This is a genomic window from Streptomyces durocortorensis (genome assembly GCF_016901035.1).
Lineage (GTDB): Bacteria > Actinomycetota > Actinomycetes > Streptomycetales > Streptomycetaceae > Streptomyces > Streptomyces durocortorensis.
In genome coordinates, this window is record NZ_JAFEUF010000078.1 from 14,353 (window position 1) to 30,014 (window position 15,662).

A 15,662-nucleotide genomic window follows, 5' to 3' on the forward strand; every position below is an offset into this window, starting at 1 on the left:
ATCGTCACTCTCTGTGATGTCACCCGTGTCGCGTACGCGGCGCCGCCCGCACCGTCAAGCTCCGCACCGCACCGGCCAGGAAGGATCACCTGTGAGTACGCACCGCGACGAACACGACAGCGGCAGCTTCTTCGCGCTGGACACCGGTCTGCTGCCCGGCATCGTCGAAGGGGTGCTGAACCGGCGCGGAGCGACTCAATGGTCGGTCGAGCAGGGGGAGTTCTGGTGCTCGGTCCGGCCGCACGGCCATCGGAGCGGCGAGCAGGGCTGGAAGCTCCACCTGTCGGCCACCCCGCTGTCCGCGGCCTTGGTCCTGGCGGTGGCGGCCGACGTCCTGGTCGAGGAACGCGCCTCGTTCAAGTTCGCGGGAGCCCTGGACCGGGTCGTCCTGCTGACAGGCGGGCGCGCCGACCGCGGGGGCGGCGGAAAGTTCATCACGGTCTACCCCGACGGGCCGGAGCTGTTCCGCCGACTGGCCCGGCGGCTGCACGCGGCGACGCTGGGGCTGCGCGGACCACGCATCCTGTCGGACCGGCCGTACGCGCCGGGCAGTCTCGTCCACTACCGCTACGGCGTGTTCAGCGGGGTGCGGACGACGACTAACGACGGGGACACGGACGTACGGCTGCGCCATCCCGACGGCGGGCTTGAGAAGGACCGGCGTCAGGCCTGGGTCACCACCCCCGCGTGGGCACCGCCGCCGTTCCCGGAGCCGACGCCCTCCCCGGAGGCGGTGGCTCGCTCCGGGGCCGTGCCGAGCCGGCCGCGGCAGGTGGCCGGGCCGCGGAAGCCGGAGAGCGGACCCGCGCGGAAGTCCGTGCGCCTCAAAGGCCGTTACGTGGTCGCCAAGGCGATCCGGCACGCCTTCAAGGGCGGGGTGTACCTCGCGACCGACGAGACCACCGGCCGGCAGGTCGTGGTGAAGGAGGCCCGGGCGCACGTCGGCGTCCGTATGGACGGCACCGATCTCCAGGACACCCTGCGCCACGAGGCCGAGATGCTGGAGGCACTGGCTCCGCTGGGCCTCACCCCGGTCGCGATCGAGCTGTTCGCCCAGGGCGGGAACCTTTTCCTGGCCCAGGAGTTCGTGCCGGGGCGGACATTACGCGACCGGCTGGTGGAGCAACCGGTGCGGGACCTGGCGGAGTTCCTGGACCTGGGCCGGCAGATCGTGGAGATCGTGGCGGCGGTCCACGGCACCGGGCGGGTGCTGCGCGACCTCTCGCCGAACAACCTCATGGTCACGCCGGAAGGCCGGGTCCGGCTCATCGACGTCGAGTACCTGGCCCCTGAGGGCGTTCCGGTCCGCCGCGGCTACACCCCCGGCTATGTCGGCCCCGAGGTGTCCTCGCTGCGGGACTACGACTTCACGCCTCCCACGTACGCGAGTGATCTCTACGGACTCGGCGCGGTGCTGCTGCACCTGGCGACAGGTGTCGACATGCTCTTGGTCCCCGATGACCGCCCGGTGGGCGACCGTACGGAGGCACTGATCAGGTCGGCGATCGCCGATCACTCCTGGGCGGCACCGCTCCTGCCTCTGCTCCTCGCTCTCTGTTCCCCGCTCCCCGGCGAACGTTGGGAGCTGCCCCGGGTACGGAAGGCCCTGGCGGAGCTGCCCGGCTCAGCCCCACGCGCCGCCGACGGAGACGGAGAAAACGAAAACAGCGGGAGCGGCGGAGACAGGGGACGGACCGGCGGGGCCATGACTCCGGTCGCGGGCTCCACCGCTGAGAACGGTCTCCCGGCCCTGAGCGACGAGGAGCACGAGCGGCTGCTCGCCGATGGCCTCGCCTATCTGTTGCGCACCCGTCCCGGCAGCGACGGACACCTCTGGGACGTGAGCGCGTTCGGCGCGACCACCGACCCGCTGAACGTCCAGTACGGCTCGGCCGGCGTCCTCGCCGTGCTCACCCGGGCCGCGGCGGCGGGCGCGGGAGCCGACGTCCGCGACGGTGTGGCGGAGCTGACCGAGTGGACCCGGCGAGGTCTCGCCGGCCTCCCCACCGGCCGGACCGCCGACGGAACGCTTCTGCCCGGGCTGCACTTCGGCCGCTCGGGCACCGCCTGGGCGCTGCTCGACGCGGCCCTGCTGCTGGGCGACGACTCCGTCGTCGCCGAGGCGTCCGCTCTGGCGCGCGCGGTCCCCGTCGACTGGCCCAACCGGGATATCTGCCACGGGGCGGCCGGAGCCGGAATGGCCCAACTGTACTTCTGGCGCACGACCGGCGACCCGGTCTTCCGCGACCGGGCCGTGGAATGCGCCGAGGCGATCGTGGCCGCGGCGGAGGATCACCCCGCCGGGGTGATCTGGCCCGTCCCGGCCACCTTCGACTCGAACCTGGCCGGAGCCCGTCACTACGGGTTCGCCCACGGCATCGCGGGGATCGGCGCGTTCCTGCTGGCCGCAGGTGTGGCGGCGGAGCGCGCGGACCTCGTCAGGGCGGCCCGAACGGCGGGCGACACCCTGGTGAGGCTGGCCCGGACCGGGAACGGCCGGGCGGTCTGGCCGGCCGGGGACCGGGACGCCGACGGGCCGGTGGGGCAGACGCACTGGTGCAGCGGCTCCTCGGGCATCGGGACGTTCCTGGTCCGGCTCTGGGCCGAGACCGGCGACGAACGCCACTGGGAGGTGGCCGTACTGGCGGCGGCCGGAGTACGGGAGGCCATGTGGCTCTCCTCCCCCGCCGCCTGTCACGGGCTCGCCGGGAACGCCGAGTTCCTGCTCGACCTGTACGCCGCGCTCGGTGATCCCCGCTACCACGACCAGGCGGGGCAGTTGGCCGCGTGCATCCGCACCCGTGCCGTACGGCGCGATGGGCTGCTGGTGGTGCCGGACGAATCGCTGGAGGCGGTCACCGGCGGCTACCAGACCGGTGTCGCCGGCACGGTCGGCATGCTGCTGCGCCTGCGGGACGGGGGCCCGCGGCTCTGGATGCCGGACACTCCGGACCTCTTCGCACCCGTCGGCCGGAACCCGCGTACCACGGTGGGAGCGCGATGAACCGGCGGCCGGAACGCATCAGTTTCCGCTTCTCGGCACGGTCCCGGTTCGCCGCCTGCCTGGTGACCACGTCCGACGGCGCGCCGGCCCCGGGGTGGTGGGACCTCGACGGCACACGTCCCCCGTACGCCGGTGACACGCCCCGCTTCCGGGAGGGCGCCCCGACGGAGACCACCGCCACCCAGGTGCTGCCGACCGAATGCGGCGGGCTGCTGCGGCTGCGCGGTGCGGCGGGCTCCGGCCGTCACCTGCTCCTGCTGTCCCACCCCGCATCCGCGGGATCGGTGACCGCGGGGACCATGACCGCCGGTACTCCGCTCGCCGGCCCCCGGGGGCCGTCCTCGGCCGGGACCGGTCCCGAGGACCCGGCCGAGTGCCTGTCCGTGGAGGCGCGGGGCCTGCGCCTGGTGCCCGGCGGCCCGCGCGGCACGCTCGCGCTGGCGGTGGAGACCGCTCACGACGGCCGCACCCGCGTCTGGCGGGTCCGGTCCGCACCGCTGCGGCTGAGCGATCCCGTGACCCTGCCGGGCCGGGTCGCCGCCCTCCTGCCGCTCGACGGAACGGGCTGCCGCTACGCCACGGACCTCGAAGGACCGGAAGGGCTCCGCCCCGCCTCCCTCGAACTACGCGACGGGACCTGGCGCGCTCTCCCGTCGCCGCCGGACGGCCGCATCCACCGGCTGCTGCTCTCGGCACCGGCCTCGGGACTGCTGCTGACGGCGAGCGACCCCGGCGACGGGCGGCTGCGAATCGCCCGCGCCACGCTCGGCCACCGGCCTCGGCTCCACTTCCCGGACCGGCTCAACTCCCTGGACGGAGCGGTCCTTCCGCTGGCCGCCGACCCGGCGGGTGAGCGGGTCGCGCTGCGGGTCTCCCGGGGCGCGCAGGCCCGCCTCTTCCTGTACGACGTGGCGGCGGACCGGCCCCGGCCCGCCGAGCTGCCGCCGGGCGCGTTCCACCCCGTGGCGGGCTGGAGCGAGGGCGGGCTGCGCGTCGTGTACGCGACCCCGGACCGCCCCGCGGACCTGGTCACCGTCCCGGACACCGCCGCGTACGGCGCACCGGCCACCCCTTCCGGGGCCGCGTCCTCCGCCCTCGATGACTCAGCGACCCCCCACGCCCCCACCGAGTGGTTCGCCACCCCGTCCGGCCGGTTCGAGGCCGTCCGGCTGGGCGACTGGCGCACCGCGCCCACGGTCGTCGTGGCGCTGCACGGCGGTCCGGAGGACCACTGGACGCTCGGCCACGACCCGGTGCTCGCGCGCCTGTCGGAGACCGGGGCGGCGGTGGTGGCCCCCAACCAGCGCGGCAGCACCGGCTACGGCCGGGCCCACGCCGAGGCGATCCACGGCGCGTGGGGCGTCCCCGACCTCGCGGACATCCGCGCTCTGGTCCGTACGCTCACGGAGCAGCGCCCGCCGGACGCCGAACCACCCGTGCTGCTGGGCACGAGTTACGGGGGCTTCCTCGCCCTGCTGGCCGTGTGCGCCGACCCGTACGCCTGGGCACGCTGCGCGGTGATCGCCCCGTTCCTGTCCGCGCGCGGCCTGCGCGAGCGGTCGTCGCCCGCCGTGCGTGCGCTGATCGACCGGCACGGCCTGGGCGAGCCGCCCGACGACGACCTCGGCCCCAGGGACGTCGAACGCCTCGCCCACCGCATCCGCGTACCGCTGCTCGCCCTGCACGGCTGTGACGACCCCGTCGTGCCGGTGGACGAGACGCGCCGGCTGCGCCGGGCACTGACGCGGGCGGACGGCCCGGAACACGTACCCCACGACTGTCTCGACATCGCGGGAGCGGGACACCACCCGCTCCAGGAGCGGGGCGGTGCCGAACTCACCGACCGGCTGGTGGGCTTCCTGACGGCCGGGTTCCCGGACCGCCGCCGCTCCCCCGCTCCCCCTGGACTCACGGTCGCCGACGCGGCCGTGCGACACCGCCCATCCTCGGCGGTGTTCGGGCACATAACGCACGACGAAAGGACACCATCATGATCGACAACACCATGACCGTCGACGTCGACGAGCTGCAGACCCTGGAGGGCGAGGAGTCCGTCGCGCTGGCCGGCTGCACCCGTACGTGTACCTGGACCTGCTCCATCACCAGCATCGAGCAGCAGTAGCAGCCGTGCGCGCCCACTCGTCTCCCGTACGCAGGACCAACCGCACCCCGTGCCCGTCCGCCCTCTCGCGGGGGCCACGGGGGACCGGAAGGAGCGCGATGACGTCTCCCCAGCGACTGGTGTGGGACGCGACCGCCCGGACTCCTGGCTGGTTCGTCCTCGCCTCCGCCACCGCCGTCCTGGGTTCGGCCGGCACGCTGGCCTTCCCCTGGGCGATGGCGCGGGCCCTGGACGCGGTCGTCGCGCGGCGGCCCGCCACGGGCCCCGTCCTCGTGTGCGCCGCGCTCCTCGCCCTCGTCGTCACCACCGGGGCCCTCCAGACCCTCGCCAACGGGGGGTACGGCTCCGGCACGGTGGCCGCGCTGCGCCGTTCCCTGGTCCGGCGCACCCTCGACGCGGGGGTGCCGGGGACGGCCGGCTTCCCCGCCGGGGACCTCGCGGGGCGCCTCTCCGCCGGATGCGCGCAGGCCGGATCGGCGGGGGTCACGCTGGTCACGGCCTCCGCTGCGGTGCTGACCTCGCTCGGCGGGGTGGTCGCGCTGTGGCTGATCGACTGGCGGATCGGGCTCTGCTTCTCGCTGGGCGTCCCCCCGTTGGTGCTCATCGCCAGAGTGTTCATGAACCGCGGATCGGGGCTCTTCCTCCGGTACCAGGAGACCCAGGGCAGGATCTCCGCCCTGCTGCTGGAAGCGCTCGGCGGGGCCCGGACCATCGGCGCGAGCGGCACCGCTGCGGCCGAGACGCGCCGGGTCCTGGAACCCCTGCCGGAGCTGTCCCGCACCGGGCACCGGGTCTGGGCGCTCCAGCGGGACACCGGATGGCAGGTGGGCCTGCTGATCCCGGCCGTCGAGGTGCTGGTCCTCTGCGCCGGGGGACTCGCCCTCCTCCACGGCGACATCAGCGCGGGCGAACTCGCCGCGGTCGTCGGGTACACGGCGCTCGCGATGGCCGCGCTGGACCAGCTCGACGCTCTCTTCGCGCTCGGTATGTCGGCCGCCGGTGCGCGCCGGGTCGCCGAGGTCGTCGACCAGCCGGTCCCGGCCCCCGGCACCCGGGCCCGTCCGGCGAGCGGCCCCGGCACGCTGACCCTGTCGGGGGTGACGGTGCGTTCCGGTACCCGGCTCGTCCTGGACTCCGTGGACCTGGTCGTCCCGGCGGGCACGGCGCTCGCGGTGGTCGGACGGTCCGGGGCGGGCAAGAGCACCCTGGCGGCGCTGATCGGGCGGTTGGGGGAGCCGGACGCGGGCCTGGTCGCCATCGACGGCGTACCCCTGCCGGAGCTGACTCCCCGGGCCCTGCGCGCCGCCGTCGGCTACGCCTTCGAGCGTCCCGCGCTGCTGGGGACGACGGTGGCCGGAACGATCGCCTTCGCCCGCCCGGACGCCTCACGGGAGGAGGTGGCGGCGGCTGCCGGGGCCGCGCGGGCGGACGACTTCATCGCCCGCCTGCCGCACGGTTACGACACCCCTCTCAAGGACGCACCCCTCTCCGGCGGAGAGGTCCAACGCCTCGGAATCGCGCGTGCGTTGGTCCACGACCCGGCGGTGGTCGTCCTGGACGACGCGCTGTCGAGCCTGGACACCGCGACGGAAGCACGGGTCGGCTCCGCGCTGGCCTCGGCCTGGTCGGCCCGCACCCGGGTGCTGATCGCCCACCGGGTGTCGACCGCGGCCCGGGCCGACCTGGTGGCCTGGCTGGAGAACGGCAGGGTCCGCGCTCTGGGCCCGCACCAGGAGCTGTGGCGACTCGACGGCTACCGGGCCCTCTTCGCGGCGGACTCCGGGACGGTACCGGAAGCCGTTCCGGAGCACGACCCGCATCCCCACCCCCAGGAGTCGGTATGAGCGAGGCAGCCCCGCGCCCCATCGACCGGCATCTGTTCGCCGGGTTCCTGCGGCAGCACCGGGGAGCGGCGGTCGCGGTGGCGGGATGGTCGCTGCTGGAGGCCGTCCCCGCACTCGCCTCCGGACTCCTCGTGGCCGCCGCTCTGGACCGGGGCTTCCTCGCGGGCCGGCCGGCCGCGGGCTTCTTCTGGATCGGTCTGCTCGGGGCCGCGATGGTCGTCCGCGCCCTGATGACCCGGACCCTGACACCGTGGTTGGGGCGGCTCGTGGAGCCGTTGCGGGACGAACTGGTGACGGCCGTGGCCGCGGGGGCCGTCCACCGCGCGGCGGCGGGAGCGCGGGACGCGGCGGGCGCGGGCGTGGCCCGGCTGACGGTCCAGGTCGAGACCGTACGGGCGCTGGTGTCGGCCCTGCTGCGCTCGGCGCGGCAGCTCGGCATCTCCCTGCTGATGGCGTTCGTGGGCCTGGCCGCCCTGTCCGCGCCGGTGGCGGCGGTCACCCTGCCCCCGGTCCTGCTCACCCTGCTCCTCTGCGCCCCCCGGCTCCGCGTCCTCGCCCGCCGTCAGCGCCGCCAACTGCGGGCAGAGGAAGGGCTCACGGCGGCGGCGGGAGAGGCCTTCGGCGGCATCCGGGACGTCGTCGCGTGCGGCGCCCGGGACCGGGTGGCCGACGACCTGTCCGCCCGGATCGCGGACCACCGGGACGCGGCCCGGGCGGTCGCGAGGGCCGCGTCGGCCAACACCCTGCTGGTGTCGCTGGGCAGCCATCTCCCCCTGCTGGTCCTGCTCCTGGCGGCCCCGCGGCTCCTGGACCGGGGGGCACTGTCGGTGGGCGAACTGCTGGGCGCGACCAGCTATCTGATCAGCGGGGTCGCTCCGGCCCTGCGCTCACTCGTCGCCGTCCTCGGCTCGTGGGGCGTGCAGCTGGCGACCGTACTGCGCCAGTTGAGCCGGTCGACGCCGCAGGGGCCGCACGGGGCGGCGGAAAGCCAGGGCCGGGCCGCCTCCCCGCACACCCCACGCTCCCCGGACCTGTCCCTGGTGAACGTCGGCTACGCCTACGGCCCCGGCGCGGCACCTGTCATCGACAGGCTCTCCCTCGACATCCCCGCCGGCTCCCATCTGACGGTCGTCGGGCCGAGCGGTGCGGGGAAGTCGACCCTGACGACCCTGCTGGCCGGGCTTGCCGCACCGGACAACGGCCGGCTGACCCTGGGCGGCGTGCCGGTGACGGAGGTCGACCGGGCCTGGCTCCACCGGGCGGTGACGCTGATCCCGCAGGAGGCGTACGTGTTCACCGGCACCGTGCGGGACAACCTCCGCTACCTGCGCCCCGGAGCCCGGGACGCCGACCTCCTCGTCTCCGCGACGGCCGTGGGTGCGCGAGCACTCGTGGACCGGCTCGGCGGCCTGGACGCGCCCGTCGGGCTTGACGGCCCCCCGCTCTCCTCCGGGGAACGGCAACTCGTGGCGCTGGCCCGCGCCCATGTGTCCCCCGCGTCGGTCGTGCTGCTGGACGAGGCGTGCTGCCACCTGGACCCGGCGGCGGAGGAACGGGCCGAGCGGGCATTCGCGGCACGGGGCACCACGCTCGTCGTGGTGGCGCACCGCATCAGCTCCGCGCTGCGCGCGCCGCGCGTCATGGTGCTCGACGGTGAACGCACCGCCATCGGCACACACGCCCAACTCCTGGACGAGAGCCCGCTCTACGCGGACCTGGTGGGCCACTGGGTGGCCGCCGGAACTCCGTAGGCGTTGTGGCAGACTGCGTCGACTGACTGGTCCACACCACGTGTATCTGGAGTTCGGTATGACGGCACAGGCGCCTCACCCCCCGATCGACACCAGCAAGCCGCACTCGGCCCGGGTCTACGACGCCCTGCTGGGCGGCAAGGACAACTACCCGGTGGACCAGCAGGTGGCCGAGCTCCTTCCCGTCGAGGCGAAGATCGGGGCCCACCAGCAGCGGGCCTTCATGCACCGCGCGACGGCGTGGCTGGCGGGCCAGGGTGTGACGCAGTTCCTCGACATCGGGACGGGCATCCCCACCGAGCCGAACCTGCATCAGATAGCCCAGGAGATCCGCCCCTCCGCCCGCATCGTCTACTGCGACAACGACCCCATCGTCCTGCGCCACGCCGAAGCGCTGCTGGTCAGCCGCCCGGACGGCGTGACGGACTACGTCCACGCGGATGTCCGCGAGCCCGCGATCATCATCGACGCGGCCCGCGAGACCCTGGACTTCGACCGCCCGATCGCCCTGTCCGTGCTCGGCCTCCTCCACTTCCTCCCCGACGCCGAGAAGCCGATCGACATCCTCCGTACGTTCACCGACGCGATGGCGCCCGGCAGTTACGTCGTGCTGTCCCACGGCGCGTCCGACGTGAACGAGGAGAAGGGTGAGCAGAGCGCGGACGAGTACAAGAAGGGCGGCATCCAACTGGCCCTGCGGACGAGGGAGGAGTTCTCCCGGTTCTTCGAGGGCCTGGAGATCGTCACCCCCGGCCTGGTGAAGGCCCCGGAGTGGTTCAACGGAACGCCCGCGCCCGAGCAGGAGCACAGCGGCATGTACGTCGCGGTGGCCCGGGTCCCGTAGCCGGAAGCCTCGCGCACTCCGAGGGTGAGCCGGCGTAAGTGCCGGCTGCACCTTCGGGACCATGCCGTCCTTGGATCACTTCCGCCTCGGATCACTTCCGCCGGCCGAGGCTGTCGTCGATGATGTGCGTGTGACCCATCGCATCAGCGCTCTGATCTCGGTCTTCGGCGTCTTCGCCAGTGTCTTGCTTCTCGCTCTCGCCGTTCGTGAGTACCGCTCCGGGGCCACGGTTCTGTGGCTCGTGTTCGGAGCCGCTGCCTTCCTCGGTGCTGTGTACGCGCTCGTGGTGGACGTACGGCGGCTCCGCACGGGGCCGACCGCCTGAGAACGGGCGCGGAGAGGTGGCCCCTTTGGTGCTCCTGGCACTGCCGTGTCGGGCGCGGAAGGAGAGCTGACGCCTCGCTCATTCCTTTACGGTGCACCCTGCCCGCAACCAGGCCATCTCGTGCAGCAGCGCACCGTCCACGAAGGGGTCCTGGACCGTGGGCCGCGACCGCCAGTCCAGCGGCCAGGTGCCGCCGCCCAGCGCGGGTACCCCGACGAACGCGTCCCCCCGCGCGCTCCGGCTCATCGCCTCCACGCCGGGAGGCCACCGGTGCCCGGCGGCGGTCCCGGGCGCGAGCAGGAAGTACATGCTGCGCTCGCCGATGCCGGAGCGGACGATGGGGCCGGCCTGGAAGTCGGTGAACTGCATGACCTCGTAAGCGATTTCCTCGCCGAGCAGGCCGATGGCCCGTACGGCGTCGAAGTGGATGCCGACGTGGCGGAGGGCGTGGCCGGAGGCGGGGATCCAGGAGGGGCAGAAGGGGACCGGATCCGGTGAATTCTTCAGTTCCATGCGCTCAGCGTTGCGGCAGACACGTACGGTGACCAGGGTCACAAGCGCGTTGTGAACAGTGGTGTACATGTGAGGTGAGCCCGTGCACTCCAGTGATCAGCCGGAAAGCACTGCCGAGATGTTCGGTCTGCTGCTGCGGCACTTCCGCGTGCTGGCCGGGCTGTCACAGGATCAGCTGGGTAAGCGGATCGGCTACTCCAAGTCCCAGGTCGCGATGGTGGAACGGGGCGCCCGTCCGCCGACGGACGTTTTCGTGCAGCGGGCGGACGAGGTGCTGGGTGCACAGGGTGCGTTGATCGTCGCCGCGCCGAAACCGCCGAAGCAGACGGAGCGGCGGAACCCGCTGCCGGGGTGGTTCACGCCGTTCGCGGAAGAGGAGGCGAGGGCCACCGTTCGCCATGCCTACGAGACGCACGTCATGCCTGGGCTGCTCCAGACGGAGGCGTACGCACGAGCGGTCCTCGCGGGCCAGTATCCGACCTTCGACGACGACGAGATCGAGGAGAAGCTGGCCAGTCGATTGGCTCGCCAGAGCCTGCTCTCGCGCAAGCCCCTGCCCGACATCAGCTTCGTCCTGGAGATGACTGCGCTCACCCGGCCCATCGGCGGCAGGCGAGTCCGCAAGGCGCAACTGCTCCATCTCGCGTCGCTAGCCCAGTTGCGGCACGTCCAGATCCAACTGATGCCCGAGGACGTGGAGAACCACCCAGCTCTGGACGGACCCTTCGTGCTCCTCGAAAACGCGGAGCGCCAGCGCATGGCTTACATCGAAGGGCAGGGAGGCAGCTTCTTCGTCACCGAACATCCGGCGCTGGGGAACCTGTTCGGAAAGTATGGACTGCTGCGGGCTCAGGCATACACTCCGGACAGGTCCCAGGAGAAGATCGAGAAGATGGCAGAGGAACTGTGAGTACCGACCTCCACTGGTTCAAGTCCACCTACAGCGGAAACCAGGGCGGCGACTGCGTAGAGGTAGCCACCTGCCCCCACACCGTCCACGTCCGCGACTCCAAGGACCTCAGCGTCCCCGCGCTCGCCGTCTCCCCCGACACCTGGACGTCCTTCGTGGAGTTCGCGGCGTCCTGAACAAGGCAGGGGAAGGCCCTGGGCGTCAGGACGAGGGGGCGGGGCCCGGCACCGGGGCCTCGACGGACCAAGAGTCGGAGCGGACGTTGGGGGTGGAGGGCCTACCTTCGTACGTGCGACCGGTGGCCACCTTCGTAGGTTCGGCCACCTTCGACTCGTCCACACAGGGGCTGGTGACCCGGAAAAATGCCTGCCCCTTGTAGCCGACCTTGACTCTGATGCCAAAGCCGTCCGGGGATGTGGCGTAGATCGCTGGCATGTCCTTGCTCGGATTCACTGTCTTGATGCGGTAGCCGCTCGCCTTCCAGGACCGCTCGACCACGCCGAGGAAGTTACCCCGGCGCTGTTCGGAGACAACCGTCATCACGGTCCAGTAGCGCGTCACGTCGCAGCTGCCGGTCGTCGTCGTGTAGTGGACCCACTCGATCCCCGGCTTGATCTCCCCGACCGTCGCGTAGAACATCCCATCGGCGCGCTCCGCCGCCCCCTGCATGTCCATGCCTGCCAAAGCCCCATTTCCGTTCCTGGCACCACCCATGAGCCCGCACCCGGCAATCAGCACGCCAGCCACAACCACCGCACAGGCCAGGCGAATAGCCCGCGTGATGCGCCTCATCGATGCTTCTCCCTCACGATGTCCTCAGGACGTCCGCCGACGATGGTGGCGATATTGTCCACCGACACTTCATCCAGCTCCGGATCGAAGTACTGGGAGTGGGCGTCGAACTTTCCCGCTTCGAAGACCATCCTCGGCCCGTCGCCGACCTCGAAGCGCTGTGCTCCGAAGGCCTCACTCGCCGGGTCCTTGCCGAAGTACACGTCGTCGTTGCCGACGTCGAAGAGGTCACGTCCTACTTCGATCCCCACCGGACCGCTGAGCGGACCTCCCAGTGCGCTTCCCATCGCCCATCCGAGCGCCGTCTCGGCCTTCGTGGGCAGGTGGGTGACCGGGTCGTTGTCGGCGGCGCCGACGAACACATGCTCCCTGCCCACCCCGAGTTCCGTCGCCTTCTGCGCATCCACGCCGGGGCTGCCGAGCAGGATCACATCATCGACGCCCGGAATCCCGCCGGACTCCTTGGCTGCCGTGCCCACCGTAAGCGAGCCGTAGGAATGCCCGATCGCTGTCACGTGCGGGTCCTCGTTCGCGTTCGTCGCCGAGAGGCCTGCCATGAACTCGTTGTACGCCGGAGCGCCCCGCTGCGCATCGCCCCTCACCATCACGTCCGCACTCTGTGGGGCGTCGTAGCCCAGCCAAATGATCGAGGCACTGGACGGGTCCACATCCTGGGCAGCGATGGCCGTGTCCTGGGCCCGCTTCATCGTGCCTTTGACGAAGTCGCCATCGAGCTTGGTGCCGAGACCAGGGACGTACGCCGAGACGTGCTTGGAGGTGTCTGGGTTCCCGTACGAGACGATCGCACGCCCGTTGCCCTCATCCCCGATTCCCAGAAGGAACATGGGCGGGTGGCTCGGCTCGCTCAGTTTCCCCTGGATCATGCGGAGGGCGTCAAGCTTGGTCTTGGCCTCGTCGCCGCCCTGCCGAGCCAAGTCGTCCATCAGGACCGGCAGGTAGGTGCGGTTCGCCTCATCGCGGGTCACCGCCGGGATGCCGTCCAGACCCCTGATCAGATCCGGTGCGATCTTCAAGTACTCCTGACGCTGTTCGTCGGTCAGACCCTCCCACCACTTCTTGCGCTCGGCCGGGCTCTTGTCCTCAGGAACGTCCTCGGCGAGGTGCATACCGGCTGTGGAGCGGACGTCGGCGGTATCCCGGGCGACGTCCTTCAGCGTGGCCGCGGTGACGTCGAGGCCCTTTTCCGCCTTGAGACCGTTGAGGGTCTTCGCGTACCGGGCATCGATCTCCCGCGCGGATCGTACGGCTCGGGCGATACGGTCGGCCACGTCCTGCGCCTTCTCCGCATTCGGGTTCGCCTGCTTGAAGCGCGGATAGCCGGGATGCAGCGACTGCTGCCCAGGCGAGCCGAGGCCCGGCGGTTCCAGCGGGAGGCGGTAGCTTCCCTGAGCCTTTCCGCCCGACGCGTCCCGCTTCGCCCCGGTCACATCCTCGACCTCGACGGCCGGGTAACTGACGGACCCGTCCTCGTGGACGGTGAAGTTCAGGGCGGCGGCATCCGCGAGTGCCTGCTTCAACTGGTTCTGGGGCTCGGCGATATCGCCGGCGAGCCCGTTGAGCGCGGTACGGACGAGCCCGCATTCGGTGTGCACGTACTGGAAGTTCCGGCTGAGGCGTCGCAACCTGCCGAGGGCCGCCTCCGCCGACTCGCTCTCCTCGGTCTCGCGGAGCTTCGCGGACATCGCACGGTCGACCCGTGCCCGGTCGGAGGCAGAACGGCCCGAGACCTCGTGCCACGCGTCGCCGGCCCCCGTGAGCTCAGAGGTCTTGAGGTCACGCAGTAGCTGCCAGGTGAGGGTTCCGGTCATCGCTTCTCGTCCTCCTTCCCGGAGGTGTGGGAACCCTTGAAGGACGTCTTGATCGCGGTCTCCGTCTCCCCCATCTTCTTGGCGACCGTCAGCAGGTCCCCCTGGAGCTGATCGCACTCGTTCCGTACCGCCTGAAGGCGTTCTTCCCAGGACGTCAGCACGCCCGTTCGGCGGCCAGGGCCGAGTCCTCGGCCCTGCTCGTGGTGTCGCCCGCTCGGGCGTTCTCGGCCATGCGCCGCATGACGTACGAGAGATCGGCCGAGGCGTTCGTGACCCGTTCCGCTGCGGCCGCCACGGGTGCGGGCCCCTCCAGGATGACGGCCTCGCAGGCGCGGTGGACCTCGCTGGCCAAGGTGACGAAGCGGGCCGTCAGATCCCCGATCGCGGTCAGGTCGGGCCGGTCGTCCGCCCGCAGCGCGTCCAGTACGGCGTCCATCGCGAGGTCGCGGTCGTGGAGCGCGCCGAGGTAGCGGACGTACGCGTCACGGCGGTGCTGGCGGCTCTGCTGGGCCTGCTGGGACCGGGCCTGGGAACGGCCGGTGACCACCGCGGCCCCGAGGGTCGCGGCGCAGCCGACGGCGGCGCCCAGCAGCGCGGCCAGTCCTGAGTCCATGCGCCACAGTCTGCCGTGCGTGTCGCTCATCGGGGCGGCCCGATGCGAGGCGACCGGCGCCGCTACCCTCTCCTGCCATGAGTGACCACGTGGTTTCCGGGGACGTGACCGGCTCGGCCAAGAGCGTCAGGAGCACTGCCGGGTACGCCGAAGCCGCCGACGCGCTGGCCGTCCAGTACGAGCAGGTCACCTTCGAGGCGGTCCACCGTGACGTGCTGCACCTGCTTCCCCCGTTGCCCGCCCGCATCCTGGACGTGGGCGCCGGCACCGGGCGGGACGCCGCGGCGCTGGCTGCGCGTGGGCACCGGGTCGTGGCGGCGGAGCCGACCGCCGAGCTGCGCGCGCACGGACAGCGGATCCATGGCGTCCGTACGGTCGACTGGGTCGACGACGCCCTGCCCGACCTGCCGCTGCACCGTCATCCGGGCCGCTTCGACGCCGTATTCGCCACCGCTGTGTGGATGCACCTGGATGAGCAGGAGCGCCGCGTCGGGATGGCCAGAATCGCCTCGTTGCTGGTGCCGGGCGGCCGGTTCTTCGTCAATCTGCGCCACGGCCCCGTTCCCGCGGGCCGCCGCATGTTCGACGTGTCGGCCGCCGAGACGGTCCTGCTGGGGCGTGCGTACGGGCTGCGGGCCGTGCACCGCGGCGAGCGGACCGATCTTCACGGCCGGGACGGCGTCCGCTGGAGCCGCCTGGTGTTCGAGTCGGCATGACGTGTCGCACGGCTCGTCCACTCCGGCACCATCCACGCCGGGGCCGGCCGGGTTCGGGCTGCGTAACAGGCGCGCCCTCCGGGGAGATCAGCCCTCCGGGTCCGGAGCCGTCGACCGCACCAACGAGACCGGCTCCGTCTGCTGGTTCGAGGCGGAGACGCGGGTCGTGTGGCGCGTGAGGCGCAGGCCCATCGCCGTGAGGGCGTCCGTTTCGTAGAGCGCGCACAGCAGCGCGGCCGCGTCCGGGAGCGGCAGCGGTTCCGTGGCGCTGTACCCCAACTGCTCTGCCGTTTCCGGGTCGTCGAGGGCGGCCTGCCGGGCGTGGGCGAGCACCTGGCGGGGGTCGTCGACGACGAGTTCGTCGATCTGGATGCGCTGGGCGCGGACGCGCAGGTCGAG

16 protein-coding genes are annotated in these 15,662 nt (G+C 72.1%); 10 read left to right on the top strand and 6 right to left on the bottom strand.

Annotated features, from left to right (window positions below):
- Window positions 1-91 precede the first annotated feature (91 nt).
- From lanL to JS521_RS17040, 7 genes are all read left to right on the top strand, one after another.
- Window positions 92-3,004, top strand: a complete 2,913-nt coding sequence (gene lanL, locus JS521_RS17010; RefSeq protein ID WP_205083839.1) for a class IV lanthionine synthetase LanL — start codon at window positions 92-94, stop codon at window positions 3,002-3,004.
- Window positions 3,001-4,998 (top strand): alpha/beta hydrolase family protein, encoded by a 1,998-nt coding sequence (locus tag JS521_RS17015; RefSeq protein ID WP_205083840.1) that lies wholly within the window; start codon window positions 3,001-3,003, stop codon window positions 4,996-4,998. The genes lanL and JS521_RS17015 overlap by 4 nt, the downstream gene beginning before the upstream one ends.
- On the top strand, window positions 4,995-5,126 hold the full coding sequence (locus JS521_RS17020; RefSeq protein WP_189460106.1) for an ALQxL family class IV lanthipeptide: 132 nt from the start codon (window positions 4,995-4,997) through the stop codon (window positions 5,124-5,126). Before JS521_RS17015 ends, JS521_RS17020 begins: the two co-directional genes overlap by 4 nt.
- Before the next feature lie 98 nt (window positions 5,127-5,224).
- Window positions 5,225-6,970, top strand: coding sequence for an ABC transporter ATP-binding protein (locus JS521_RS17025; RefSeq protein WP_205083841.1), 1,746 nt, complete (start codon window positions 5,225-5,227; stop codon window positions 6,968-6,970).
- Window positions 6,967-8,721 carry an ATP-binding cassette domain-containing protein gene (locus JS521_RS17030; protein ID WP_205083842.1) on the top strand — a complete coding sequence of 585 codons (1,755 nt, stop codon included), beginning with the start codon at window positions 6,967-6,969 and terminating at the stop codon, window positions 8,719-8,721. The genes JS521_RS17025 and JS521_RS17030 overlap by 4 nt, the downstream gene beginning before the upstream one ends.
- A 58-nt stretch (window positions 8,722-8,779) precedes the next feature.
- Window positions 8,780-9,565, top strand: a complete 786-nt coding sequence (locus tag JS521_RS17035) for an SAM-dependent methyltransferase (RefSeq protein WP_205083843.1) — start codon at window positions 8,780-8,782, stop codon at window positions 9,563-9,565.
- A 130-nt stretch (window positions 9,566-9,695) separates the two neighbouring features.
- Window positions 9,696-9,890 (top strand): hypothetical protein, encoded by a 195-nt coding sequence (locus tag JS521_RS17040; RefSeq protein WP_086672836.1) that lies wholly within the window; start codon window positions 9,696-9,698, stop codon window positions 9,888-9,890.
- Between the two features lie 78 nt (window positions 9,891-9,968).
- On the opposite strand, the gene JS521_RS17045 is transcribed toward JS521_RS17040, so the two are convergent.
- Entirely contained in the window at window positions 9,969-10,403 is a 435-nt protein-coding gene (locus JS521_RS17045) for a hypothetical protein (RefSeq protein WP_205083844.1), read from the bottom strand.
- An 82-nt stretch (window positions 10,404-10,485) separates the two neighbouring features.
- Here JS521_RS17045 and JS521_RS17050 point away from each other — a divergent pair, with 82 nt between their 5' ends.
- Window positions 10,486-11,313, top strand: coding sequence for a helix-turn-helix domain-containing protein (locus JS521_RS17050; protein ID WP_307847899.1), 828 nt, complete (start codon window positions 10,486-10,488; stop codon window positions 11,311-11,313).
- The gene (locus JS521_RS17055) at window positions 11,310-11,489 is read left to right on the top strand and encodes a DUF397 domain-containing protein (RefSeq protein ID WP_205083845.1); all 180 of its coding nucleotides are present in this window, start codon (window positions 11,310-11,312) and stop codon (window positions 11,487-11,489) included. The genes JS521_RS17050 and JS521_RS17055 overlap by 4 nt, the downstream gene beginning before the upstream one ends.
- 25 nt (window positions 11,490-11,514) lie before the next feature.
- Here the strand turns inward: JS521_RS17055 and JS521_RS17060 are convergent, their stop codons facing one another.
- The 4 genes from JS521_RS17060 to JS521_RS17075 are packed head-to-tail and all read right to left on the bottom strand — an operon-like array spanning window position 11,515 to window position 14,547.
- Window positions 11,515-12,105, bottom strand: coding sequence for a hypothetical protein (locus JS521_RS17060; protein WP_205083846.1), 591 nt, complete (start codon window positions 12,103-12,105; stop codon window positions 11,515-11,517).
- Window positions 12,102-13,934: an alpha/beta hydrolase gene (locus tag JS521_RS17065; RefSeq protein WP_205083847.1), complete on the bottom strand. Its 1,833-nt coding sequence runs from the start codon at window positions 13,932-13,934 to the stop codon at window positions 12,102-12,104. Before JS521_RS17065 ends, JS521_RS17060 begins: the two co-directional genes overlap by 4 nt.
- A complete protein-coding gene (locus JS521_RS17070; RefSeq protein WP_239487395.1) occupies window positions 13,931-14,095 on the bottom strand; it encodes a hypothetical protein in 165 nt (54 codons plus the stop codon). Before JS521_RS17070 ends, JS521_RS17065 begins: the two co-directional genes overlap by 4 nt.
- The gene (locus JS521_RS17075) at window positions 14,089-14,547 is read right to left on the bottom strand and encodes a proline dehydrogenase (protein ID WP_205083848.1); all 459 of its coding nucleotides are present in this window, start codon (window positions 14,545-14,547) and stop codon (window positions 14,089-14,091) included. Before JS521_RS17075 ends, JS521_RS17070 begins: the two co-directional genes overlap by 7 nt.
- A gap of 77 nt (window positions 14,548-14,624) precedes the next feature.
- On the opposite strand from JS521_RS17075, the gene JS521_RS17080 reads away from it, so the two are divergent.
- Window positions 14,625-15,263, top strand: coding sequence for a class I SAM-dependent methyltransferase (locus JS521_RS17080; protein WP_205083849.1), 639 nt, complete (start codon window positions 14,625-14,627; stop codon window positions 15,261-15,263).
- Window positions 15,264-15,350: 87 nt separating this feature from the next.
- Here the strand turns inward: JS521_RS17080 and JS521_RS17085 are convergent.
- A partial coding sequence (locus JS521_RS17085) for a hypothetical protein (RefSeq protein ID WP_205083850.1) occupies window positions 15,351-15,662 on the bottom strand: 312 nt, incomplete at its 5' end.

Excerpts from the sequence above, each read along its gene's own strand:
- JS521_RS17045 (WP_205083844.1), bottom strand. The coding sequence starts at position 10,403 with ATGGAACTGAAGAATTCACCGGATCCGGTCCCCTTCTGCCCCTCCTGG.
- JS521_RS17030 (WP_205083842.1), top strand. The coding sequence starts at position 6,967 with ATGAGCGAGGCAGCCCCGCGCCCCATCGACCGGCATCTGTTCGCCGGG.
- JS521_RS17020 (WP_189460106.1), top strand. The coding sequence starts at position 4,995 with ATGATCGACAACACCATGACCGTCGACGTCGACGAGCTGCAGACCCTG.
- JS521_RS17015 (WP_205083840.1), top strand. The coding sequence starts at position 3,001 with ATGAACCGGCGGCCGGAACGCATCAGTTTCCGCTTCTCGGCACGGTCC.
- JS521_RS17060 (WP_205083846.1), bottom strand. The coding sequence starts at position 12,105 with ATGAGGCGCATCACGCGGGCTATTCGCCTGGCCTGTGCGGTGGTTGTG.
- JS521_RS17075 (WP_205083848.1), bottom strand. The coding sequence starts at position 14,547 with ATGGACTCAGGACTGGCCGCGCTGCTGGGCGCCGCCGTCGGCTGCGCC.
- JS521_RS17065 (WP_205083847.1), bottom strand. The coding sequence starts at position 13,934 with ATGACCGGAACCCTCACCTGGCAGCTACTGCGTGACCTCAAGACCTCT.
- JS521_RS17035 (WP_205083843.1), top strand. The coding sequence starts at position 8,780 with ATGACGGCACAGGCGCCTCACCCCCCGATCGACACCAGCAAGCCGCAC.
- JS521_RS17025 (WP_205083841.1), top strand. The coding sequence starts at position 5,225 with ATGACGTCTCCCCAGCGACTGGTGTGGGACGCGACCGCCCGGACTCCT.
- JS521_RS17080 (WP_205083849.1), top strand. The coding sequence starts at position 14,625 with ATGAGTGACCACGTGGTTTCCGGGGACGTGACCGGCTCGGCCAAGAGC.